This window comes from Streptomyces durhamensis, from assembly GCF_000725475.1.
Taxonomy (GTDB): Bacteria; Actinomycetota; Actinomycetes; order Streptomycetales; family Streptomycetaceae; genus Streptomyces; species Streptomyces filipinensis.
Genome location: NZ_JNXR01000006.1, coordinates 272,548 through 295,235 on the forward strand (window position 1 = coordinate 272,548; position 22,688 = coordinate 295,235).

General features: G+C 72.2%; 21 protein-coding genes and 2 pseudogenes. 15 read left to right on the forward strand and 8 right to left on the reverse strand.

All coding sequences use genetic code 11. The annotated features are described in order from the left end of the window. Positions 1-59: 59 nt before the first annotated feature. From IO33_RS0110755 to IO33_RS47155, 3 genes and pseudogenes are all read left to right on the forward strand, one after another. Complete coding sequence (locus tag IO33_RS0110755) at positions 60-2,747, forward strand: NACHT domain-containing protein (protein WP_031163042.1); 2,688 nt, start codon at positions 60-62, stop codon at positions 2,745-2,747. Positions 2,748-2,788: 41 nt separating this feature from the next. After that, entirely contained in the window at positions 2,789-3,631 is an 843-nt protein-coding gene (locus IO33_RS0110760; protein ID WP_031163045.1) for an SDR family NAD(P)-dependent oxidoreductase, read from the forward strand. Between the two features lie 136 nt (positions 3,632-3,767). Then, positions 3,768-4,058, forward strand: a pseudogene (locus IO33_RS47155) (MFS transporter); the annotation flags it as partial. 27 nt (positions 4,059-4,085) lie between these two features. Here IO33_RS47155 and IO33_RS44035 read toward each other — a convergent pair. From IO33_RS44035 to rpmG, 5 genes and pseudogenes are all read right to left on the reverse strand, one after another. Further along, positions 4,086-4,418, reverse strand: a pseudogene (locus IO33_RS44035) (FAD-dependent oxidoreductase); the annotation flags it as partial. A 110-nt stretch (positions 4,419-4,528) separates the two neighbouring features. After that, complete coding sequence (gene rpsR, locus IO33_RS0110770; RefSeq protein WP_031163050.1) at positions 4,529-4,771, reverse strand: 30S ribosomal protein S18; 243 nt, start codon at positions 4,769-4,771, stop codon at positions 4,529-4,531. Between the two features lie 63 nt (positions 4,772-4,834). Next, entirely contained in the window at positions 4,835-6,013 is a 1,179-nt protein-coding gene (locus IO33_RS0110775; protein WP_031163052.1) for a CobW family GTP-binding protein, read from the reverse strand. Further along, positions 6,010-6,267: a type B 50S ribosomal protein L31 gene (locus IO33_RS0110780; RefSeq protein WP_031163054.1), complete on the reverse strand. Its 258-nt coding sequence runs from the start codon at positions 6,265-6,267 to the stop codon at positions 6,010-6,012. Before IO33_RS0110780 ends, IO33_RS0110775 begins: the two co-directional genes overlap by 4 nt. Positions 6,268-6,272: 5 nt before the next feature. Next, positions 6,273-6,437, reverse strand: coding sequence for a 50S ribosomal protein L33 (gene rpmG, locus IO33_RS0110785; protein WP_017949758.1), 165 nt, complete (start codon positions 6,435-6,437; stop codon positions 6,273-6,275). 73 nt (positions 6,438-6,510) lie between these two features. Between rpmG and rpmB the strand changes: the two genes are divergently transcribed. Continuing rightward, entirely contained in the window at positions 6,511-6,747 is a 237-nt protein-coding gene (gene rpmB / locus IO33_RS0110790; RefSeq protein WP_031163058.1) for a 50S ribosomal protein L28, read from the forward strand. Further along, on the forward strand, positions 6,747-7,052 hold the full coding sequence (rpsN, locus tag IO33_RS0110795) for a 30S ribosomal protein S14 (RefSeq protein ID WP_031163060.1): 306 nt from the start codon (positions 6,747-6,749) through the stop codon (positions 7,050-7,052). The genes rpmB and rpsN overlap by 1 nt, the downstream gene beginning before the upstream one ends. A gap of 161 nt (positions 7,053-7,213) precedes the next feature. Here the strand turns inward: rpsN and IO33_RS0110800 are convergent, their stop codons facing one another. Beyond that, on the reverse strand, positions 7,214-7,888 hold the full coding sequence (locus IO33_RS0110800; RefSeq protein WP_031163067.1) for a hypothetical protein: 675 nt from the start codon (positions 7,886-7,888) through the stop codon (positions 7,214-7,216). Positions 7,889-8,116: 228 nt separating this feature from the next. Between IO33_RS0110800 and IO33_RS0110805 the strand changes: the two genes are divergently transcribed. The 9 genes from IO33_RS0110805 (at position 8,117) to IO33_RS0110850 (ending at position 19,842) form a co-directional block, all read left to right on the forward strand. Continuing rightward, a complete protein-coding gene (locus IO33_RS0110805) occupies positions 8,117-10,474 on the forward strand; it encodes a hypothetical protein (RefSeq protein WP_157857824.1) in 2,358 nt (785 codons plus the stop codon). A 66-nt stretch (positions 10,475-10,540) separates the two neighbouring features. Continuing rightward, complete coding sequence (locus IO33_RS0110810) at positions 10,541-11,848, forward strand: CHAT domain-containing protein (RefSeq protein WP_107069277.1); 1,308 nt, start codon at positions 10,541-10,543, stop codon at positions 11,846-11,848. 433 nt (positions 11,849-12,281) lie between these two features. Next, positions 12,282-12,944 carry a hypothetical protein gene (locus IO33_RS0110820; protein ID WP_051926598.1) on the forward strand — a complete coding sequence of 221 codons (663 nt, stop codon included), beginning with the start codon at positions 12,282-12,284 and terminating at the stop codon, positions 12,942-12,944. Positions 12,945-13,082: 138 nt separating this feature from the next. Further along, positions 13,083-14,765, forward strand: coding sequence for an ABC transporter substrate-binding protein (locus IO33_RS0110825; protein WP_245235749.1), 1,683 nt, complete (start codon positions 13,083-13,085; stop codon positions 14,763-14,765). Continuing rightward, on the forward strand, positions 14,762-15,706 hold the full coding sequence (locus tag IO33_RS0110830; RefSeq protein WP_037685186.1) for an ABC transporter permease: 945 nt from the start codon (positions 14,762-14,764) through the stop codon (positions 15,704-15,706). Before IO33_RS0110825 ends, IO33_RS0110830 begins: the two co-directional genes overlap by 4 nt. Beyond that, positions 15,703-16,695, forward strand: a complete 993-nt coding sequence (locus IO33_RS0110835; protein ID WP_031163086.1) for an ABC transporter permease — start codon at positions 15,703-15,705, stop codon at positions 16,693-16,695. Before IO33_RS0110830 ends, IO33_RS0110835 begins: the two co-directional genes overlap by 4 nt. After that, positions 16,692-17,513 (forward strand): ABC transporter ATP-binding protein, encoded by an 822-nt coding sequence (locus tag IO33_RS0110840; RefSeq protein WP_051926600.1) that lies wholly within the window; start codon positions 16,692-16,694, stop codon positions 17,511-17,513. Before IO33_RS0110835 ends, IO33_RS0110840 begins: the two co-directional genes overlap by 4 nt. Then, the gene (locus IO33_RS0110845; RefSeq protein ID WP_051926601.1) at positions 17,510-18,481 is read left to right on the forward strand and encodes an ABC transporter ATP-binding protein; all 972 of its coding nucleotides are present in this window, start codon (positions 17,510-17,512) and stop codon (positions 18,479-18,481) included. The genes IO33_RS0110840 and IO33_RS0110845 overlap by 4 nt, the downstream gene beginning before the upstream one ends. Beyond that, complete coding sequence (locus tag IO33_RS0110850) at positions 18,481-19,842, forward strand: M6 family metalloprotease domain-containing protein (protein ID WP_078963485.1); 1,362 nt, start codon at positions 18,481-18,483, stop codon at positions 19,840-19,842. Before IO33_RS0110845 ends, IO33_RS0110850 begins: the two co-directional genes overlap by 1 nt. Here IO33_RS0110850 and IO33_RS0110855 read toward each other — a convergent pair. Then, positions 19,829-20,818, reverse strand: coding sequence for a LysR family transcriptional regulator (locus tag IO33_RS0110855; protein ID WP_031163094.1), 990 nt, complete (start codon positions 20,816-20,818; stop codon positions 19,829-19,831). The two genes, IO33_RS0110850 and IO33_RS0110855, sit on opposite strands and share 14 nt — an antisense overlap. A 243-nt stretch (positions 20,819-21,061) precedes the next feature. On the opposite strand from IO33_RS0110855, the gene IO33_RS0110860 reads away from it, so the two are divergent. Continuing rightward, positions 21,062-21,883 carry an SCO6745 family protein gene (locus tag IO33_RS0110860; RefSeq protein WP_031163096.1) on the forward strand — a complete coding sequence of 274 codons (822 nt, stop codon included), beginning with the start codon at positions 21,062-21,064 and terminating at the stop codon, positions 21,881-21,883. On the opposite strand, the gene IO33_RS0110865 is transcribed toward IO33_RS0110860, so the two are convergent. Further along, positions 21,870-22,562 carry an HAD family hydrolase gene (locus tag IO33_RS0110865; protein ID WP_051926602.1) on the reverse strand — a complete coding sequence of 231 codons (693 nt, stop codon included), beginning with the start codon at positions 22,560-22,562 and terminating at the stop codon, positions 21,870-21,872. The genes IO33_RS0110860 and IO33_RS0110865 overlap by 14 nt on opposite strands. Between the last annotated feature and the right edge of the window lie 126 nt (positions 22,563-22,688).

Consider the following 22,688-nt stretch of genomic DNA (forward strand, 5'->3'; position numbering starts at 1 on the left):
GGCGGTGCGGCACCGCGGTGCCGGGGCGCAGGACGCGCGCAGAAGGGATCGGTGGCCGGGTGCTGAGGAGGAAGCTGCTGGCCGCCCTGGCCGGAATCGGTGAGCTGAGGCCGTTTCGGTGGCCGTCCGCGCGGCGGCACCCCATCACGTCCCTGGCGCTGGCGGTGCTCGTGGTCCTCGCGGGGGTCCTCGGCTACGGACCGCTCACGGATGGTGCGGCCAACGACGTCTGTACCCGGCAGCCCGTGGCCTGCGGGCTGGTGACCAACCTGCTGTCCAGCATCATCGTCGCTTTCCTGGTGTCGCTGCTGTGGATCGGCACGATCTCCCGCTGGATCGTCCTTCGGCGTCATCTGCGCCGGATCCGCGAGAACCCCCGGCGGCTGGGGGCGGAGCCAGGGCCTGGCACGGGAGCGGACGACTTCATCGAACCCCCGGGCGTGCTCGCCATGCTGGAGGCGGAGCTGCGGTCCGGCGCTGCCGGCGTGCCGCTGATCGTCACAGGGGCTGCCGGCTCGGGCAAGACGATGCTCCTGGGCCGACTCGCTGTGCGCCTGGCGGAGCAGGGACTCGTACCCGTGATGCTGTCGATGCGTGGCCGGCATCCCGGGGACAGCGTCACCGCCCTGGCGAGGGCCACCTTCCTGAGCCAGATCGACCGCTTCGTCACCCGGGAGCGCGACGGCGAGCAGATCTGGCGCAAGGCGGCCGACCAGCGCCGCGTCGTCGTCCTCGTCGACTCGCTGGACGAGATGGGCAGCGACGTCGGTCTCGTCGACGTGCGGGAGCTGACCCGTGCTCTGCTGGACCGGGTGGTGGACGAGGACGTCGGCCTGGTGCTGGCCGCGCGGCCGGAGTCGCTGCCGGCCGTGCTGCCCGGCTACCGGTTCCCCATGCCCGCGCTGCCGGTCGAGGAGACGGTGGCCCGGCTCGCCGAGTGGGGCATCCCCGCTCCGCTCGGCGGCGAGCTCACCACCCGGCTGGCGCTGCACCAGGTTCCCTTCTACGCCGTCCTGTGCCGCGAGCTCGCCCTGGACGAGCTGTCCGAGGTCGCCGGCCTGCCCGGGCCCGTTCTCGGGCGCCGGGTCGCACTCCTCGACTCGGTGATCGCCCGGCGCACGGCCGATGCGGCCGTCTCGGAGGACACCCTGCGGGTGCTCGGGTCGATCGCCTGGACACAGATCCGGTTCGGGCACACCGTGTGCGGTGTGGAGGACTACCTGTCCGCCGGTGAGTCACCCGGTCTGGGCAGACGACCGCAGAACCGCGGGGAACTGCTGGCGGTGCTGCGTGCCGCCCAGTCGGTAGGCGTGTTGCGCATGGGCCTGGCCCAGGGGCAGATCGCCTTCCGGCATCCGCTGCTCCTCAGCCACGTCGCCTCGCTGAGCGTGGTCGACGGCCTGGGCAGCGGCCGCGGGCGGCGCTTCCTGGCCGCGGTGCTGGCCCGCACGGTCATGCGGGAGCCCATCATGGCGCTGGAGACGGCGCTGCTGCGTCAGCCCTCCCCCGCGTGTGCCCGCCGGCTGATGAGCATGGCCGAGGAGCTGTCACCGGTCGCACCGGTGCTCAGAAACCTCTCCCTGGTCAACATGCTCGCCTCGGTGGCCGCCGCGCTGTCGGACCGGCGCCTGAAACGGCGGTGTCTGCGGCTCTACCGTCGGCTGTGGGCGGGAGCCCGGCCCGCCGACCGAGGGGCGGCGGTCCCGTACGTCGGTCTGCTGGACGTCGGACGCAGTGGCGCGTTCCTCTGGTCGATCCTGGATCTCGACGACCAGTACGTGGCTCGCTGGGCCTGCGCCCAGCTGCTGGCAGAGCCGGACGTCGAGCGCTTCATGGGTCTGGCCGAGTTCGTGGACGGCTTCACCGCCCGGATGCGGGCGCCCGACGGCCCGGCACAGGGAAGCGACATCGTTGAACGGGCGTTCTGGTTCATCCCCGCGCTCGCCGACGGTCTGCCCGCGGGCCCGGCACGGGACCGGGCGGCGGGTCACCTGCTGGAACTGCGACGCTGCCTGGAGCAGCTGGCCCTTCGGGACGCGCCGGGCGCGCTCGGCGCGGAGTCGTCGCTGGCCCAGGGGTACAAACTGGCCGCCTTCCGCCACCCCGCGCTGCCGCCGGACGCGGGCGCCTGCGAACTGCTGCGCTCCGGCAGGTTCTGGTACGCCCGGCTGGAGGCGGTCCAGGCCGTCGGCCGCCGCCTGCACCACAACCCGGGCGACCCGCGGGCCCTGGGCGCCCTGCGCGACGCGCGGCGGGACAGCCACCCGTTCGTCCGGGCCATGGCCGCGCTCGCCCAGCGCTGCGCGGACGAACCGTGGTCCCGGCTGCTGTGGTACTCGGAGGAGAGTCTGAGCGGATCCGCCGTGTCGGCGCTGGCCCCTGAGGCGTTGCAGCTGCTGGGCGAGGTCACCCTCTGGCTCAACCACAACGAGAAGGCCGAACAGGGCAAGCGCGATGCCAACAGTCTGCGGAGCAGTCTCCCGCGGTGCATGTCGGCCAGAGCGTCCCGCTCGCGTCTCACCGGGGACGAGCCCTGCGGTGCGGAGTGCGGCTTCGGCCTGTGCCCCTACACCGCCGAGGCGACCGGCCGCCATTCGCGTGATCTGCTCAACGAGGCCATCTGCCGTTCCATCCGGCAGGCCGGACTCCGGGCCGGCACACCGGCCTGGTACGACTCCTCACGACGGAAGGAGTACACCGCGATATGGAGAACGCTGGAGACCTTCTACCAGAACCGGATGCGGTAGGTCCCCGCTCGGGGGGACGGCGTTTCCAGGGCAAGCGGGTCATGGTCACCGGTGCCGGTCACGGGATCGGCCTGGCCATCGCCCGCTCTTTCCTGCGTGAGGGGGCCAGCGTGTGCGCGGTCGACGTCTCGGAGGAGAACCTGACCCGGCAGCTCGGCGGTACGCAGGGAGCCGAGCTCGTGTGCGCGGACCTCGGCGGCGACCCGCGGCGGCTGGCGGCACGGCTGGTCGCGGGAAACGCGATCGACGTCCTGGTCAACAACGTCGGCGTGCGGTCCGGGAAGTCCTTCCTGGAGATCGAGCCCGAGGACCTGCGCAGGACCTACGCCACGAACATCGAGGGGCCGTGGTTCCTGACCCGGCAGTGGGTGCGGCGATGGCTCGACACCGGTCGGCGCGGATCCGTCGTCTTCGTGCTCTCGCTGCACTCCGACGCGATCCGCATGAACCCCGACTACAGCACATCCAAGGCGGCGCTGGCCATGCTCGTCAAGGAACTGGCCGTGGAACTCGGGCCGCACGGCGTACGCGTGAACGCGGTCGCCCCCGGTGCCATCGACACCTGGTCGGACGGCAGCGAACGGTCCCGCGCCCATGTCGAGCGCTCCAGCCGTGCCGTGCCGCTCGGCCGGCTCGGAGCCGCCGACGACGTCGCGCCATGGGTGCTGGCCCTCAGCGACGAGCGAGTGGCGGCGTACACGACCGGATCGGTGATCACGGTGGACGGCGGGCTCGGGCTGCACAACTGGCTGCTCGATCTGTACGCGGACGCGGCGGACGAACGCGACAGCACACGCTTCGGCCCGGACGATCCTGCGTCGCCGCCGCGGCCGTCCGCCGCCCCCGGACAGGAGTGGACAGGAGTGGACGGCCGACGCCCCTGACGGGCCTGGACAGTGGACACCGCGTCGCCCGAGTCTGTGCGCCATGAACCTCCCACGCACACCGTCGGGGCACACGCCGCCCGCCCCACGGCGGTCAGCGGTGCTCGCGGTGCTCGCCGCGGCCCAGTTCACCGTCATGCTCGCCACCTCGATCGTGAACGTGGCCCTGCCGCAGATCCGCGCCGGGGTGGGCCTGTCGGACAGCGGCACCACCTGCGTGGTCAACGCCTACGGCCTGGCGTTCGGAGCGCTGCTCCTGGCGGGCGGCCGGGCGGCCGATCTGCTCGGTCGCCGCCGGGTGCTGGCCGTCGGCCTCGCCGTGTTCGCGGCCGCCTCGCCGGCAGCGGGAGCGGCCGCCTCACCGGGCGTGCTGATCGCGGCCCGCGCCGTTCAGGGCCTCGGTGCCACCGCCATCGCCCAGGCCGCGCTCGCCCTGGCCATGGCCCTGTTCCCCCTCGGGGTGCGCGGCGAGGGCCTTGCCGAGTTCCGCGCCGTCGAGCATGGCCAGGCTGGCGCCTTCGCCGTTCGGGGCCGGGAGATGGGCGGCATCGCCCAGCAGGGTCACCACGGGCACCCGGTCCCACCGGTGCCCGGCCGGCAGAGCGTGGAGGGGGCGCAGGACCGGTGCGGTGTCGCCGTCGGTGATCAGCGCGGTGAGCTCCGGTGCCCAGCCGTCGAACTCCTCCGCGATCCGCGCGGTGGCCCCGGCGGCACCGGCGAAATCGACGGCGGCGAACCAGTCCTGCGGCTCGGACAGCCCCACGTAGGTGTGGAGGGTGTCGGGTCGGTGATCGTGCCCCCACCGGGCAGGGAGATCTTCGCTCACCGGGACAGCGGGGCACCGTCGGGCGCGGTGCGGCGGCCGGCGGCCGGCACCGCAGGGCGACGGCGACACGGCTACCGGGAGGCGTGGGGCAGCAGAGCCATCTCGCGTGCGTTCTTGACGGCCTGCGACATCTGCCGCTGCTGCCGAGGCGTCAGGTGGGTCACCCGACGGCTGCGGATCTTTCCGCGGTCGGAGAGGAACTTCCGCAGCACATCGGTGTCCTTGTAGTCGATGTACGTGATGCCGGCGGCGTCCAGCGGGTTGCTGCGCTGACGCGGGGCCGTCTGCCGTCGGGGGGTCCTGTTCCGGGGCACGGTCGGGTCGGTCCTTCTTCGATGGGATGGGGTCGGACATGCGGGCCATGGGGCAGCCAGGGCTCAGGCCGCTCGGTCGAGCAGGTCGTCGAAGGCGTGCGGCAGTTCCTTCCAGCCGTCCCTGCCCGCCGCGTACTCGTCGTCGGTGAGCAGGCACGAGTCGAGCAGGGCCGCCAGTCCGGCACGGTCCAGGCCGGGCGAGGTGAAGGTGAGGTGCTGGCGGCGGTCACCGTGCTCGGGGTGCCAGTCCAAAGAGGCCGCGACGCGCCGTTCGGCCGGAACCAGCTCCCAGGCGGCCTCGGGCAGGGCGGCCAGCCAGGGTCCGGCGGACTCCACGCACAGCGCGCCGCCCGCGGCGTCCCACGACAGCAGCGTGTCGGGACGGTCGGCCAGCCAGAAGCGTCCCCGGCTGCGGGCGGCGGCGCGGGTGAGGTCCTCCAGCGCGGCGTAGAGGCGCTGCGGGTGGAAGGGCCGTTCGCGCCGCCAGACGAGGGTGCTCACACCGTGCTCGTCGCATTCCTGTGGCAGCAGCGCACATGCGGGATGCAGCCGGGCGGCGGCCGCTGACACGTCGAACCCCGCCCGCAGAACGGCCCCCAGGGCCCCGTCACTCCCCGCACGCACCGGTCGTGCGCCGGGTGTGAGCTGGGCCAGCAGCGCGCGGTCGCTGTCGTCGGCGCTCTCGCCGTGCTCCCCGCCCGGGCCGTCCTCGACCAGGGCGATCACGGTGGGGTACTCCAGTTGCCGGGCGAAGGTGTCGGCGACGGTGCGCTGGTCGTTCGGGGCGGCGGCGAGACCGGCGTCGGCCAGGTCGTCGCCGTCGGACAGGTACGGCAGGACGAGTGCCGGGTCGACCGCGGTGGCGACCCCCGTCAACACCAGCGGTGCGCCCACGGCGGCGATGACTCCGGCCATGGCGTGGGGCTCGACGGAGTCCCACAGCTCCACGACGGCGAGCCCGCACCCGTCCTCCCGCGCGAGCCGCAGCAGTTCGGGCACCAGGTCCTCGCGCAGCGCGCAGCACGCGCAGTCGTTCACCAGGGGCGCGTCGCCGCTGCCCAGCAGGCCGCCGGCGTCCCGTACCGTGCGGCGCACGGTGCTGTCGACGGCGGACGCCAGGTCGTGGTGCAGCGCCACCGAGCCGGGGACCGTGCGCAGGATCTCCTCGACGGCGGTCCGGCGGGCGTCGGCGTGCAGCCCGGCGACGATCGCCACGGGCAGCCGCGTGCGCTCCCCGGTCACCGCTTGCCCCGTTCACGGCCGTAGCGCCGCTCGAAGCGCTCGACCCGGCCCGCGGTGTCCAGGACCCGCTGGGTGCCGGTGTAGAAGGGGTGGCTCGCGGAGGAGATCTCGACGTCGACGACCGGGTAGGTGTTGCCGTCCTCCCATTCGACGGTCTTGTCGCTCGTGGCCGTGGACCGGGTGAGGAAGGCGTAGTCGGCGGCCCGGTCACGGAAGACGACCGGGCGGTACTCGGGGTGGATTCCGGGCTTCACGGCTCTCAGCGCTCCTCACGGAAGTCGACGTGGCGGCCGGCGACGGGGTCGTACTTGCGCAGCGTCAGCCGGTCGGGGTCGTTACGGCGGTTCTTGCGGGTCACGTAGGTGTAGCCGGTGCCGGCGGTGGACCTCAGCTTGATGATCGGGCGCAGTTCGTTACGGGCCATGACCACACCATACACGAGATTGGTTTTCATTTTCATTTAGCGCTACGGTGCTGCCACCACACGAGGAGGAAACATGTCCGCCCACTGCCAACTGACCGGCCGACAGCCGGGCTTCGGGAACCAGATCTCCCACTCGCACCGGCGCAGCAAGCGCCGCTTCGACCCCAACATCCAGCGCAGGCGCTACTGGCTCGCGAGTGAAGGCCGCCACGTCCGGCTCACCCTGTCCGCCAAGGGCGTCAAGACGGTCGACGCGATCGGCATCGAGGCCGCCGTGGCCCGTGTCCGCGCCCGAGGAGGACAGGTCTGATGGCGAAGAAGAGCAAGATCGCGAAGGACGAGCAGCGGCGCCTTGTCGTGGCCCGGCACACCGCACGCCGCTCCGCATTGAAGGCGATCATCTCGTCGCCCCGGACATCCGACGAGGAACGCGCCGCCGCCCAGCGCGAACTGCGCCGGCAACCCCGCGACGCCAGCGCCACCCGCCTGCGCAACCGCGACTCGGTGGACGGCCGGCCCCGCGGCCATCTGCGCACCTTCGGCCTGTCCCGCATCCGCGTACGCGAGATGGCCCACGCGGGCGAACTCCCCGGCGTGACCAGGAGCAGTTGGTGATCAGCACCGGATCCGCACGCCGCTGAAGGCGGCACCGGAACTACGGCCGCACTTCGGTGAGGCCTCAGCGGGGCGGGGCGTCCGGCGAAGCTCCCGGAAAGCCGGCCCGGCTGCCTCACGGGGATACGGACCGCGAGGCAGCCGGGCGCGCGATCGGCGGATCAGCCGTGGACGACGAACGTCCTGGCCCTACCCGAGCGGCTGGAGCAGGAGCGCTTCTCCTGCGCGGTCATCTTCCTGGACTTGACGACCACCGCGTTGCTCCGGCCGTCCGTCCCGTTCGGGGCAGGCCCCGTGACGACGTCGGGGACGAACCAGAAGTAGTGACCCCACTTCCGGTCGTCGTAGTGGGTCTGCCAGGTGCCGGAGACGGTCTGCATCACCTGCGCACGGGAGATCCAGCCCACCTCCCCGGGCTTGACCGTCATGTTGACGGAGCTGGTCTCCGAGTGGCTGCTCGACCAGGTGTGGCTGTAGGTCGCCGTCACGCTGAGGTCGATGATGTCCGCGATCTTGCCGCCGGCGGTCACGGACACGCCTGCCGAGTCCGTGGAACCGACGGTGTCGGACCAGGTCATCGACTGGGTGGCAGACGAGGTGCTGCAGTTGTAGAGCGAGTCGGACACCCGGTGGAAGCCTCCGAGATACGCCTGGCCCAACTCGGGGTCGTTGAAGGTGCACTTCCCCGCGCCCGAGTCGCAGTCGGCTATGAGCTGCGCCCGGGTCGGCTGGTCGTCGGCCGAGGCCGGACCGGCCATCGCCGCGACCATGCCCAGGGCAGCCGCTGAGAGCGCCAGCACCCGTCCGCCGTGGCGCATCCTGCGGTTGTTCGTCATACATGTGCCTTTCGCTGTGCATGAGGGGGGTCGGTGATCGCCGGAAGAGCGACTGAGGAGTCACCGCGATCACCTCCTGTTGCGATCCAGAGGACGCAACAACTGGCTTATCTACACCATGAGTTGACGGAAGCCCAACCGCAGGCGCGGAAGGATTGCCTCCCGGTGGTCAGGCAGGCACCGTGGAGACCGACGTCGCCGGCTCCGCCTGTCCCAAGGAAGTCGCCCGTGGGAATTCGCAGCTCTGTGCAGATCATGGCCCTGTCGGTACGTCTGGACGCGCGGATCAAACAGATCGGCCTCACCGGTGGCACGGCCGGGCTGGTGGCGCTCGACGCGGCCGTGGAAGACGCGACACGGCTGAGGCGGTTGCTCGAACAGAGCCGCGAGACGCACGTGATCTCCACCGTGGTGCTCATCAGGTTTCACAGCCTTCGCCATCACCTGCTCCCCCTCGGGGAGGGGACAGGAGATCTGCACATCGCCGCCCGTCTGGCGGATGCGGCGCTGAAGTCGAATCCGGCGCTTGTGCCCGGAGCTCTTCGGGCCTGCCGGAACGCCGACGAGGTCGCGGCTCTCCTGGTCTGCGACCGGGTTCGGCGGATGTTCACCGAGGCGGACGCCACGAGCGACCGGTCTTCGCTGGACCAGGCCATCGGCCTGGTGCGTGCCGCCCTTCCCAGTATCTCCACGGCCAACCCGCAGCGGGCAGTGGTGGCTTCGCTGCTGTCCGCGGCGTACCTCACACGGCACCAGCGCTTCCACGAGCCGGAGGACTGCGACGAGGCCGTCAACGCGGGACGGGAGGGCGTGCGGTATGCGGCCACACCGTCCGACCGGGCCCGCGCACAGTTCCACCTCGGCCGGGCGCTGCTCGCCGCGTTCGCCCGCACCACCAGCTCCACCGAACTGGAAGAAGCGATCGGCCTGCTCAGGGCCTCGGTCTCGGCCACCCCGACGACGGACCCCGCACACGAACCGCGGCGCGACCTGCTGGAGGCCGCCCTGCAGTCGGCCGAGCACGTCGAGGGGCTGCTGGACGACGGCGTCGCGATCAGCCGGGCCGTCATGGAGATCACGGGCGACGGCGATCCGTACCGGGCACAGCACCTGGAAGGCCTGGGCTTCTTCCTGGTCGGCCGTCACTACAAGTCCGGCTCCTTCTCCGACTTGGACGAGGGCATAGCCGCGTTGCGCGAAGCGGTCGCCGCGTCCTCGGCCGATGACGACGAACTGCCCTGGCGCAACCTCCAGTTGGGGGAGGCGCTGCTCCTGCGGGCCCAGCACACCGGCGCTCCCGCCGACTTGGACGACGCCGTCGCGATCACCCGCGTCGCGCTGTCCCTCGTACCGGAGGGCGACCCCCGCACGGCGGACCACCTCACCGCACTCGCCGGACAGTTGAGGGTCCGGGCCGAACGCGGCTTCTCCGTCGAGGACCTGGACGAGGCCATCACGCTGGGCCGGGCGGCCGTGGCCCGCGCCGGGGCGGACCGCTCCCACGCGCGGGAGGGGAGCCACGGCCTGATCAATCTGAGCGGCGCGCTCGGCACACGGTTCGCCTGGTTCGGAGCCCTGTCCGACCTTCGCGAGGCCATCGACGTCAGCCGGGCGGCCGTGGCCGTCGCCCACTCCGGAAACCGAGCGCTGTGCCTGTCGAACCTCGGCGCCAACCTGCAGCGGCTCTTCGTCTGGTCGCAGGAGCCGGCCGATCTCGACGCGGCCTTGGAGACGGCGCGCGCGGCAGTGGAGGCATGTCTGCGATCGGACCAGGACCGCAAGCGGTATCTCGCGAACCTGGCCGCCCTGCTGAGCATGCGCGTGACCCTGGGCACGGGACCGTCCGAAGATCTTGACGAGGCGATCGCGGTGAGCCTGGCGGCCCTGGAGCTGACACCGGTGGGGCATGAGGACCGCCCGCGCTGGCTCGCCGGCCGAGCGCTGATGCTGCGCGGCCGGGCCGAGCGCGACCGGGCCGCGACGGAAGCGGCCGAAGCCGCCACGCTCGCGCAGACGGCCCTGGACGAGCTTCCCGCCGTCCACGCCGACAGAGGCCAGCTGATGTCCGTCGTGGCGTCCTGCCTCCATCTGCACGCGGAGTTGGCCGCATCGCCCGCCGACGCACGCCGGGCGATCGGGCTGTGGAGCCAGGCGGCGGAACTGGCGTCGTCGCCGGTGATGGCGCGCGTCACGTCCGCGCGGGCCGCCGCCTACGCGGCGGCGTCGCTGGAGCCGGGGGGCACGGCGGCGGCCGACCTCTATGCGACGGCGGTCTCCCTGCTGCCCCTGGTCGCCTCGCGCGCGATCGAGCGCCGCAGCCAGGAACAGCGACTCCAGAGCGTGGCGGACGTGGCGGGCGACGCCGCTGCCTGCGCCCTGGCGACCGACCGGGCCGAGCAGGCCGTGGAGCTGCTCGAACAGGGGCGGAACCTCATCTGGAACCAGACCCTGGACGCGCACGACGACTTCGCCGACCTGCGTGCGCACCATCGTGAACTGGCAGATCGGCTCCGTGCCGTCTCCTTGGGGCTCAGCGACACGCGTCTCGACGAGACCGGCTTGTTCCCACCTCCCGCACCGCCCTGAGCGGGCAGCGCGGCAACGCCGGTGATCGACAGAAGTCCGCAACGCGGGGGGAATCGGGGATCCGACATGACGAGTACCCCACGGCCCGGGGCGGCCGCCACACGCACGGCCGAACGACGCATGGCCCTGGCACGCGAGTGGGACCGGCTCATCGAAGAGATCCACGGGCTCGACGGGTTCCAGGACTTCCTCGCACCACGGCTGGGCACCCTCCTGCCCGCCGCGCGCTCCGGTCCCGTCGTCGTCCTCAACACCAGTCGGTGGCGGTGCGACGCACTGGTGGTCACCACGAGCGGGGTACAGGTCGTGCCTCTGCCCCGGCTGACCCTCGAGTCGATCGCCGAGCACACGGTGACCCATCTCGAAGCGCTCCAGGAAGTGGACCTGGCCGTCCACGACCTGCAGACGGCCCGCCTGGAGTACGGCCGGGGCGAGCCCACGCCGGCCGCGGCCAGGCACCGTTCGCGGGCGATGGTGTCCCTGCACCGCGCTCTGGAGAGGCGCGAGACGACGCTGGTGTCGCTTCTGCGATGGCTGTGGGACACCGTCGCCGAACCGGTGCTGGGATTCCTGGGCTTCGTCGAGCCGCCCGGCGGCGACACCGCCGCATGGCCTCGGCTGTGGTGGTGTCCCACCGGTCTCCTCACCCTCCTGCCCGTGCACGGCGCCGGCTACCACGACGGAAGCCGCCGCACCGTCCTGGACCGTGTGGTGTCCTCCTACACCCCGACGCTGCGCGCGCTGGCGGAGGCCCGGCGGCCGGTCGACTCGCGCCCCGACGACGAGCGTCTGCTGATCGTGTCGCTTCCCGACGATCCCGGCCAGGTGCCGCTGACCGACGTCGCCCGTGAACGAGAGTTGCTCCTCTCCCTGTTCCCGGACCGGCACACCCTGCTGGAAGGCGCCGACGCCACGGTGCAGGCCGTGCGTGCGCAGCTCCCGCGACACCGGTGGGTGCACTTCAGCTGTCACGGGGGCCAGGACCTGCTGGACCCGTCCCGAGGGGGCCTCTCCCTCCACGGCGGCGACGTCCTCCGCATCACCGACTTCGGCGTCCAGCGGCACCGCGGCGCGTTCGCGTTCCTGTCGGCCTGCCAGACCGCCACCGGCGTGGCGACGCTCCCCGACGAGACCATCACGTTGGCGGCGGCCATGCACTACACCGGCTACCGGCAGGTCATCGGGACGCTGTGGTCGGTGTACGACGACATCGCGGCCGACGTCGCCGCGGCGGTGTACGCGGACCTCACCTCCACCGGCCGTTTCGAGCCCGCCCGCTCGGCCCGCGCCCTGCACACGGCGGTGCGCGCGCTGCGTGACGACCGGCGCCTTGCGCCCGGTGTGTGGACGCCGTTCACTCATACCGGGCCCTGAGGAACCGTCACCCGGAAAGGGCCGCAGCCGTTCGTCCGTGGCCTGCCCCGACCCGTCACCCGTACCGGGCCCTGAACGGGGTCCGCCACCGCAACCGCCCCTCAGGAGTGACCATGGCCTTCGCCCTGCCTGGCCGGAGGCGTCGTCGACCGCTGCCCTACCGGGAGACGACCGCCGCGGAATACGGAGCGCATGTGTCACGGACCTTCACCGTGACCGAGCCGAGGCCCGACACGCTCATCCTGAGCGGCCACTGCCCCCGCTGCGCGGCAGCCATCGACGTTCCGGTCGTCAGCGGCGTCTTCCGCACCGGCGGCCCCCGGTCCGGCCGACGACAGCACGGGACGCCGGACGGCACGGCGCGGCCTCGGGTCGAACTGATGATGTGCACGTGCGACGAGGACCACCCCGACCGGCCGGAAGGCCGGTACGGATGCGGCGCCTACTGGACCGTGCGCGTACCGGCGGCACCTCGGTGAGCCGCCCGCTCTCCCCGGACCCCACCCCGGCCACCCCCGCCGACCTGCGGCGGGCGCAGGAACGCGACCGGCTGCTGCGCACGGAACTGCCCCGCGTACGAGCGGCGGCCACCGCGTGGCGCAACGGGCTCGGGGGGCTGCTCGCCGCCCTCGTGGGGTTCAGCCTGGTCAGGGGCCGCTCCGACATCGGTCAGCTGGCCGAGCACTGGGCCGTGGCCGTGGGGTTCCTGCTCCTGGCCGCGTTGGTCGTGGGCACCTCGGGAGCGCTGATGCTGCTGCGGGCCGCCCACGGAAGGCCGGCCGTCACCGCGGCCGAGGATCTGCTGCCCTCCCCCGTCGGTGACCATGTCGAGGCGCTCGACTGTGCAAAGGCCCTGCGCAGAGGGATCGCCCTCACCCTCGCCTGTGCGCTGCTCCTGCTGAGCGCGGTGGCGACCACCTGGTACGGACCGGAGCGTGCTGACCCGATGACACAGGTCACCACCCCCTCCGGCACGTTCTGCGGGTCCACGGTCCGGGTCGGTCACGGCACCCTGGTGCTCAGGACCGCGGCCGGCGAGGTCACGGTCGACCTCGCACGCGTCTCGGCCCTCAGCGCCGCCACGGCATGTCCGTGAGCGGCCCGGCGGGTTCCGCCCGCTCCCTGCGTCCATAACCCGATGTTCTGGGGATTCGGGAGCTGGTCGTCGGGTCCGGTCCCCTCCACCCTTGGCGCAAGCCCGCTGTGCAATGTCACATCACATAGGAGCTCAATCGTGAGAGCACGACGATCCGGGATGGTCATGGTCGCCGCCCTCGGGCTCGTCGCCGTCGCCGGCTGCGGGGGAGCCGGCGGAGGCGACGGGCAGGGCGGACCCGCGAGCAGGGGAGGCACCCTGCATGTGCTGTCCAGCACCGACCTGGAGCACCTGGACCCGGCCCGCAACTACGTCACGTCCGCCGAGGACGTGGGCCGCCTCGTCTACCGGACGCTGACGACATACGCGGCGGCACCCGGGCCGGCCGGAGGCAGGATCGTGCCGGACCTGGCGACGGACACCGGACGGCCGAGCGCCGATGCCCGCACCTGGACCTTCACGCTCAAGGCGGGGGTGAAGTTCGAGGACGGGCGGCCCATCACCAGCCGGGACATCAAGTACGGGGTCGAGCGGACGTTCGCCGCGGAACTCCCCGAGGGGCCGCCGTACGCACGGATGTGGCTTGCGGGAGGCCGGAGTTACCACGGCCCCTACAAGGACAAGCGCGGGCTCGCCTCGATCCGGACGCCTGACGACAGGACGATCGTCTTCCGGCTCAACCGGCCGGTGGCCGACTTCGGTTCGGCGGTGTCGCTGCCGATCTTCGCCCCGGTTCCGCCGGACAAGGACACCGGGGTCCGTTACGACAGCAGGCCGTTCTCGTCCGGCCCGTACAAGATCGGGGACTTCGAACCCAGGAAGCGGCTCACGCTGGTCCGCAACACGCACTGGAGCCGGGCCACCGACACGGTGCGCAAAGGCCTGCCGGACAAGATCGTGATCGATCTCGACCTCGATCCGGCCGTCGTCGACCAGCGGCTCATCGCCGCTCAGGGACAGGACGCGGACGCCGTCGCCTTCGCGCCGGTCGGTCCGGCCTCGGTCGGGCCGGTGATGGCCAACCCCGCGGTACGGGCGCGACTGGTCACCGGCGAGTCGATCAACACGCGCTACCTGAGCATCAACACCCGGCACCAACCGCTCGACGACGTCCGGGTGCGGCGGGCGATCGCCTACGCGCTGGACAAGGACGCGCTGCGCACCGCCCGGGGCGGCCCGATCGCCGGCGAACTGGCCACCACCCTGCTGCCGCCGTCGCTGCCCGGCGCCGTCCCCGACGATCCCTTCCCGAGCCCCGGCGGCAAGGGCGACCCGGCCAAGGCCAAGGCGCTGCTCGCCCGGGCGGGCCACGCCTCGGGCCTGACCCTCACGCTCGACACCCCGGCCACCGCGGGCGGACAGACGCAGGGCGAGGCCGTACAGGCGTCCCTGGCCAGGGCGGGGATCAAGGTGAACATCAACGCGATCAGCTCGTCGGCGTTCTACAGCACGGTCGGGAACACCTCCCAGGAGCACGACCTGGTGATCGACGGCTGGACCCCCGACTGGCCCGGCGCCTCCACCTACCTGCCCCTCGTGTTCGACGGCCGGCTGATCACACCCGAGGGCAACAACGACCACGCCCAGTACGACTCACCCGCCGTCAACGCCCGCATCGACGCGATCGCCCGGATGAAGACCCCGGCCGCCGCCGCGACGGCGTACGGCGAACTGGCCCGGCACATCATGCGGGACGCGCCGGTCGTGCCGTTCCTGTGGGACAAGGCGGCCGTCCTGACCGGACCTCATGTCAGCGGCGCCTACGGGCACATCGCCTACGTCGGCGAGCTGGATCTGGTCTCCCTGGGGCTGCGCAAGTGACCGGCACCCTTCCCGCCCCGGTACCGTCCGCCGCACCACCGCGCGGCGGAGCGCGCGAGTCGTCCCTGCTGCGCCGGCTGCTGGCCCAGCGCTCCGCCGCGGTCGCGCTGACGATGGTCGTGCTCCTGGTACTGGTCGCCCTCGCGGCCCCGCTGATCGCCTGGGCCGCGGGCACCTCCCCGACCGACTTCCATTCCGAAGCGGTGGATCCGGCGCTCGGCGGACTCCCGCGCGGCACCGGGGGCGGGATCAGCGCCACGCACTGGCTGGGCGTCGAGCCCGGCAGCGGCCGGGACATCCTCGCCCGGGTCGTCTACGGTGCCCGGGTCTCGCTGCTGATCGCCCTGCTCGCCACCGCGGTGTCGGTGGCGCTCGGAACGGCGCTCGGACTGGTCGCCGGGTTCTTCGGCGGCTGGACGGACACCGTCGTCGGCAGGCTGATGGACCTGCTCATGTCCTTTCCCGCCCTCATCTTCATGATCGCGCTGATCTCCGCGGCGCCGGGTGTGAACCGGCAGCTGCTGCTGGTCGTCGTGCTCGGCTTCTTCGGGTGGCCGTACGTCGGGCGGATCGTGCGCGGGCAGGCCATGGTGCTGGCCCGGGGCGAGTTCGTGGCCGCGGCGCGGGTGCTGGGCGCCTCCCGGCGCGCGCTGCTGGCCCGGGAGGTGCTGCCCAATCTGAGCGGGCCGATCCTCGTGGTCGCGACCATGTCGATCCCCGGCTACGTGGCCACCGAGGCGGGCCTGTCCTTCCTCGGCATCGGTGTGCGCCCGCCGACCCCCTCGTGGGGGCAGATGATCGCCTCCGCCGTGCCGTGGTACGCCGCCGACCCCGTCTACTTCCTCGTCCCGGGCGTCTTCCTGTTCGTCACCGTGCTCGCCTTCAACGTGCTGGGTGACGCGGTACGGGACGCACTCGATCCCCGGAGCCGCCGACGATGATCCTCTATGTCCTGCGCAGGCTGGCCGCGACGGCGGCGATCCTGCTGGTGGTCTGCGCGGCCACCTTCGCGATCTTCTATCTGATGCCCGCCGACCCGGCCCAGGGCGCCTGCGGAAAGGCGTGCAGCCCGGAGCGGATCGCCGAGATCCGCGCCACGCTCGGCCTGAACCACTCGGTGTTCGTACAGTTCCGCGACTATCTCGTCGGCATCGTGGCCGGCCGTAGCTTCGGCACGGGCGCACATGCCGTGAACTGCCCTGCCCCCTGCCTGGGTTTCAGCTTCCAGACGGATCAGCCGGTGTGGCGGATGCTCACGAACCGGCTGCCGGTCAGCGTCTCCATCGCCGTGGGCGCGGCGGCGCTGTGGCTGATCGTCGGTGTCACGGCGGGGGTGGTCTCGGCACTGCGCCGCGGCAGCCTGTGGGACCGGGCGGCGATGACGGCGGCGCTGGGCGGGGTCTCGCTGCCGGTGTACTTCACCGCGCTGGTGCTGCAGTACCTCCTCGTCGTCAAGCTCGGTCTGCTGCCCTATCCGCAGGCGATCCCGCTCACCGCGGACCCGGTCGGCTGGGCCGGGTCGATGGTCATGCCGTGGATCACGCTGGCGATGCTCTACGCCGGCATCTATGCCCGGATCACCCGCGGCGAGATGCTCGACAGCCTCGGCCAGAACTACGTCCGCACCGCCCGCGCCAAGGGCCTGTCCGAGCCGGTGGTGCTGCGTCGCCATGCGCTGCGGCCGGCGCTGATGCCCATCGTGACGATCTTCGGCATGGACCTCGGCGCGCTCCTCGGCGGCGCCCTCATCACCGAGTCCGTCTTCGGTCTGCCCGGTGTGGGCAAGCTCGCGGCCGATGCGATCAACAGCGCCGACCAGCCGGTGATCCTCGGGGTGACGCTCTTCGCCGCGTCGTTCGTCGTGATCGCCAACGTCGCGGTGGACCTGGTCTACGCGCTCCTGGACCCGAGAGTGAGGGCCGTGGGATGACCCTGCTGACCGTACGTGATCTGACCGTGGACTTCGCGGGCGGCGTACGCGCCGTCGACGGGCTCGATCTGGACCTGGCCGCCGGGGCGGTGCTCGGCGTGGTGGGTGAGTCCGGCAGCGGCAAGTCCGTGACCAGCCTGGCCGTCATGGGTCTGCTGCCCGATGCCCGTGTCACGGGTGAAGTCCGGTTCGACGGCCGCCGGTTGACCGGACTGGACGGGCGGTCGCTGCGCCGGCTGCGCGGCGACCGGATCGCGATGATCTTCCAGGATCCACTGTCCTGTCTGAACCCCTACTACCCGGTGGGCTTCCAGATCGCCGAGGCCTACCGTGCGCACCGGCGGGCCGGGCGCCGCGAGGGGCACCGGGTCGCGGTGCGGATGCTGGACCGGGTCGGCATTCCCGAGCCCGAGCGGCGCGCCCGCGCGTACCCGCACGAGTTCTCCGGCGGTATGCGCCAGCGCGTGATGATCGCGATGGCCCTGTGCCTGGAGCCCGACCTGCTCATCGCCGACGAACCGACCACCGCGCTCGACGTGACCGTGCAGGCCCAGATCCTGGAACTGCTGCGGGAGCTGCGGGAGACGTCCGGCACCGCCGTCATGCTCATCACCCATGACATGGGCGTGGTCGCCGGACTGGCCGACGAGGTCGTCGTGATGTACGGCGGCCGTGCGGTCGAACGGGGGCCGGTCCGCGAGGTGTTCCACCGTCCGCGTGACACCTACACCAAGGGCCTGCTCGCCTGTGTGCCCCGGGTCGACGGGCCGCTGCCCGACCGGCTGCCCACCTTGTCGGCACGGGAGGTGAGCGCGTGAACGCACCGCTGCTGCAGGCGCGCGACCTGGTCAAGCGGTTCCCGGTACGGCACGGCCTGACCAGGCGGCTCGTCGGACAGGTCAGGGCGGTCGACGGTGTGTCGGTGCGGGTAGACGCGGGAGAGACACTGGGTCTGGTCGGCGAGTCCGGCTGCGGCAAGTCCACCGTCGCACGGTTGCTGACCCGGCTCATCGAGCCGACCTCGGGCACGGTCTCGGTGTCCGGACGGGAACTGACCACGCTGGACGAGCGGTTGATGCGGCCCGTGCGCCGCGACCTGCAGATGATCTTCCAGAATCCGTACTCCTCGCTCAACCCCCGTCAGACCGTCCGGCAGATCCTGACCGCCCCGTACCGCTACCAGGGGCTGGCCCCGGACGAACCGGTGGAGGAGCTGCTGGAGCGGGTGGGCCTGCGGCCGGAGCACGCCGCCCGCTACCCCCATGAGTTCTCCGGCGGCCAGGCACAGCGCATCGGGATCGCCCGGGCGCTGGCGCTGCGGCCGAGGCTGGTGGTGTGCGACGAGCCCGTCTCGGCGCTCGACGTGTCGGTCCAGGCCCAGATCCTCAACCTGCTCAAGGACCTGCAGCAGGAGTACGGGCTCGCCTACGTGTTCATCGCGCACGATCTCGGCGCGGTCCGCCAGATCAGCACGCGCGTCGCCGTGATGTACCTGGGCACGGTCGTGGAGACGGCCGACCGGGACACGCTCTACGGCCGCGCCGCACACCCGTACACACACGCCCTGCTCTCGGCCGTACCGCTGCCCGACCCGGACGCCGAGCGGGCCCGTGAGCGGATCGTGCTGCGCGGTGACCTGCCCAGTCCGCTCGCCCCGCCCAGCGGCTGCCCCTTCCGCACCCGTTGCCCCCGGGCGGCCGACCGCTGTGCAGCCGAGCGGCCCCTGCTGCGCACGATCGCCTCGGGCCACGAGGTCGCCTGCCACTACCCCGAGGGAAGGACCTGATGAGCCTCAGCTACCGCCTGCCCGGTCTCACCGTGACCGGCCACTCCTTCACCGTGCCGCTCGATCACGCCGACCCCACGGGGCCCTCGATCCAGGTGTTCGCCCGGGAACTGTCCGGCCCGGCCCGCGCCGGCGAGCGGCCCCACAGGCTCAGGGCCTTTGCCGCGGGTGCCGCCGCGACGGCGTTCCTGTCGTTCGGCGCCGCCGCGGCCCCGACCGCCGCCCAGGCCGCGACCACCGCCCGGCCCATGCCCGCCGTGCCCGAGCACGGCGCGGCTCCGGCCACGGAGTGCGCCCTTCCCGGCCGGACCGGCTGGACGGACGAGGGCCACACCACCGACTACACCACCCAGTTCCAGCGCCCCCTCGGCACCAGGCACGTGCTGATGCTGTTCGTCGACTTCCCCGACGCCCAGGCCTCGGGCTCCACCTCCGACTACTACCGGCAACTCGCCCCGGCCGCCGACTGGATGAAGCGCGACTCCTACGGACGGACCACGCTGGACATCACCCCGCTGGGCCGGTGGATCCGGATGCCGCAGGACTCCACCAGCTACGGCTTCCAGCGCGGAATCACCTTCGAGCAGCACGAGGCCTACGTCCGGCAGGCGGTGGCCGCAGCCGACCCGTACACCGACTTCTCCCGGTTCGACATGGTCTATGTCGTCCCGGTGAGGTCCGCCTCCGCGATCGGCTTCTCGCCGACGTACCTGTACGACCCCACGACCGCGGGCGTCAGCGCCGACGGCACACGCATCAAGTGGGCCGTGACGTTCGGGCAGGACATGTGGCACTGGGGCTTCAAGGTCGCCGACCACGAGACCGGCCACACCTTCGGGCTGCCCGACCTCTACGCCTTCACCGGCACCGACCACCACCGCTTCGTCGGCGGCTGGGACCTCATGGGCGACATCGCCGGCGCTGCCCCGCAGCACCTCGGCTGGGAGCGGTGGAAGTTCGGCTGGATCGACGACCGCCAGGTCGCCTGCCTGCCCGCGAGCGGAAGCCGCACGGTCCGCCTGAGAGCCGTGGAGAGCCCCGGCGGTACGAAGATCGCGGTGATCCGCACCGGCGAGACCACCGCGTACGTCGCCGAATCCCGCAGGGCCGTCGGCGCGGACGAGCAGGCCTGTTCCACCGGAGTGCTGATCTACCAGGTGGACACGTCCCTCCAGACCGGCTACGGCCCGGTCCGGATCGTGAACGGCAACCCCGGCGCCACCCCGCCCCCGGGCTGCCGGGCGCTGGACATGGCGGCCTTCCGCCCCGGCCGGTCCTTCACCGACCCGGCCACGCGCGTCCGGATCGACGTCGAGGGCGGCGACGCTCTCCAGGACGAGATCTCGATCACCGAGCAGTGAGACCACCGGCTCTCCCGGACAACCGCGGCGACTCCGGATGGCGGCGCCGCCATCGCACGTACGCCGGTGCGGCGGCGCAGGCGGCGAGATACCCCTCGGCCACCCTGCGGAGGACCGCGTCGCCGTGTGCGGCCAGCGGCCCGTCGCGGCGCCAGCCGAGTACATGGCGGTACCAGAGCGGATTGCCGAGGAGAGGGCGCACCGCGACGCCGGGTACCTCGGTGAAGGTCGCCCGGCAGAGGCTGACGGCCAGACCCGCCCGTACCACGTCGATCAGTTGCTGGCCTTCGGCCTCGTAGGGAGCGTGAGGCTGACGGGCCGTCCGGGAGAAGACGGACGCCCAGTACTCCCGGGTGCGATCACTGTCCGGGTGGGGCAGGGCCCAGTCCTCCCCGATGAGTTCCTCCAGGCGCACCTCGTCACCCGCGGCCAGCGGGTGGGCGGACGGCAGGAGGGCGAAGACGGGCTCGGTGGCGACCGGGCGCAGGACGACCGCCTCGCGAGGCGGGAGTTCACGGCCGGGGTTGTCGCCGAGCACCGCCGCCTCCAGCCGTCCCGCCGCGAGGTCGTCCAGCAGGGGCGAGGGGGAGCGCTGACACCGGGTCGTCACCTCGGCGCCGGGGATCAACTCCCTGGTGGCCACGATGAGTTCGGTGATCAACGGCGCGCCTGCCGACCCGAGGCGTATACGGTCCGGGGTGGTTCCGCAGCGAGCCGCGCGGGCGGTGTCCGAGAGCAGGCCGTCGATGCCCGGCAGGATGGCCCGCGCCCGGGGCAGGACCAGCTCGCCCAAGGCGGTGGGTACGGCGCCGGTCTGCCCTCGGTCGAAGATCGCTCCGCCCAGCATCGCTTCGATACGCCGGAGTTGGGCGCTGAGCCCCGGCTGGGTCATGCGCAGTGACGCGGCGGCACGGGTCAGGCTTCCGGCCTCCGCGATCGCGCAGATCACACGCAAGTGCCGTACCTCTAGATCCATGGCGCGGATGGTAGGGACCGGCGGGGGCCTTCCGTCAGGGGGCGGCGCGGCATGGTCCCATATGCAATGTCACATGCCACCCAAGTGTTATGGGACACGCCGCACACGTGAGGCCGGCTCACACCCTTGACAGGCCATTCTCCCCGCTGAAGGCTACCGACCAGTTGGTATGCTGCGCGAACGCCCGGTGCGTACGGAACAGCAGCGCACACCCCGTTCGCCGACTCTCCGAAGAGGTGACCCATGAAGGCAGCGCGTGCGGCCTGGCGCGGACTCGAACCCGTACACGGCATGATCTACTTCGTCCCGGAGGCACGGCGACGGTACGGAGACCTGGGACTGAGCGGCCGCGCCGGGTACTTCGCCTCGCGGAGCGCCGCGTTCGGCCGGGCGTCCGCCGAGCTGGTCATCTCGACCTTCTACAACTTCAATCCCGATCTGGTGCGCCAGGCACTCGACGGGGCCTGGGACGCGACGACGCCGCAGCAGGTGCTGGACGCGCGGTACGCGGCGGCGGGCGAAGCGCTGCGGCGGGCCGGGATCCACGAGCTGCCGCACCTGGCGGAGGTCGTGGAGCTGACCCGCCGGGCAGCCGAGGCGGCCTGTGAACACGCGGAGGGCCGCCCGCTGTTCGCCGCGCACGCCACACTGCCCTGGCCGCAGGAGCCGGTGCTGCAGCTGTGGCACGCCCAGACGCTGCTGAGGGAGTTCCGTGGGGACGGCCATGTCGCGTGTCTGCTCAGCGAGGGCGTCGGGGGCCTGGAGGCCCTGGTTCTGCACGCCGCCACCGATGAGATTCCCGTCGACTTCCTGAAGGCGAGCCGTGCCTGGCCCGAGGACAAGTGGGCCGGCACCCAGGAACGCCTGCGCGAGCGAGGCCTCCTCGACGGCGACTCCCTCAGCCCGGCAGGCGCGCTCCTGCGCCGGCAGATCGAGGAGCGCACCGACCGTCTGGCCCTTCCGGCCTACGCCGTCCTGGGTGACGCCGGCTGTGAGCGCCTGGCCGAACTCGCGAGCCCCTTCGGCCGCGCCGTGGTCGATGCGGGCCTGCTCAAACTCCGCTGACCCGGCCTCTCCCCCGCTGCCTCGTACGCGATCCGCCGGACGCGAAGTCCAGGATGTGCGGGACCGCCTCACGCAGACTGGCGAAGTGGCGGTGCACGCCTTCCACCGCGACCTCGGTGTTCACGCCCCAGACCGTCATCCCGGCTCCCCGTCCGGACCGTACCCCGGACGGGGCGTCCTCGACGACCAGACAGTCTTCCGGCTCGGCACCCAGCCGCTCGGCGGCCCGCAGATACGGGACGGGCGAGGGCTTGCCCTCCTCGACAGCGGCGGCGTCCACGATCAGGCCCGGCAGCGGCAAGCCGGTCCGCAGGAAGCGGCCGCGCACCCGGTGCTCGTAGTTCGAGGTCACCAGCGCCCAGGATCCGGGCGGCAGGCCGTGCAGCAGCTCCGACGCACCGTCGAAAGCCGCGTAGACGCCGGACCGGACGTCCTCGTCCTCCAGCTCGTGCAGCGTGGCCAGGTACGCGCCGGGATCCCGGTCCGGGGCGACCTGGGCGAAGGTCTCCATGGGCCGTGTCCGCAGCGCCACCCGGTGGACGTCGTCCGCGTCCAGCCCGTAGCGCTCCGACCATGTCCCCCAGACCCGGCGCTGGTTGCTCACCGCGTCGATCAACGTGCCGTCGACATCGAACAGGACGTACTTCGTGCGGTCGGGCCCCGCGGATTCACCGGTCACTCATCGATCATGCCAGGCGGCGAGACCGCGTGGCCGATGCCTGTCCTGACCCCGGGGCGGTCGACCGGCTCGCCCCTCGCGCGCCCGGTGTCACGCGGTCCACGCCGTCACGGCAGGCGCTCGCCG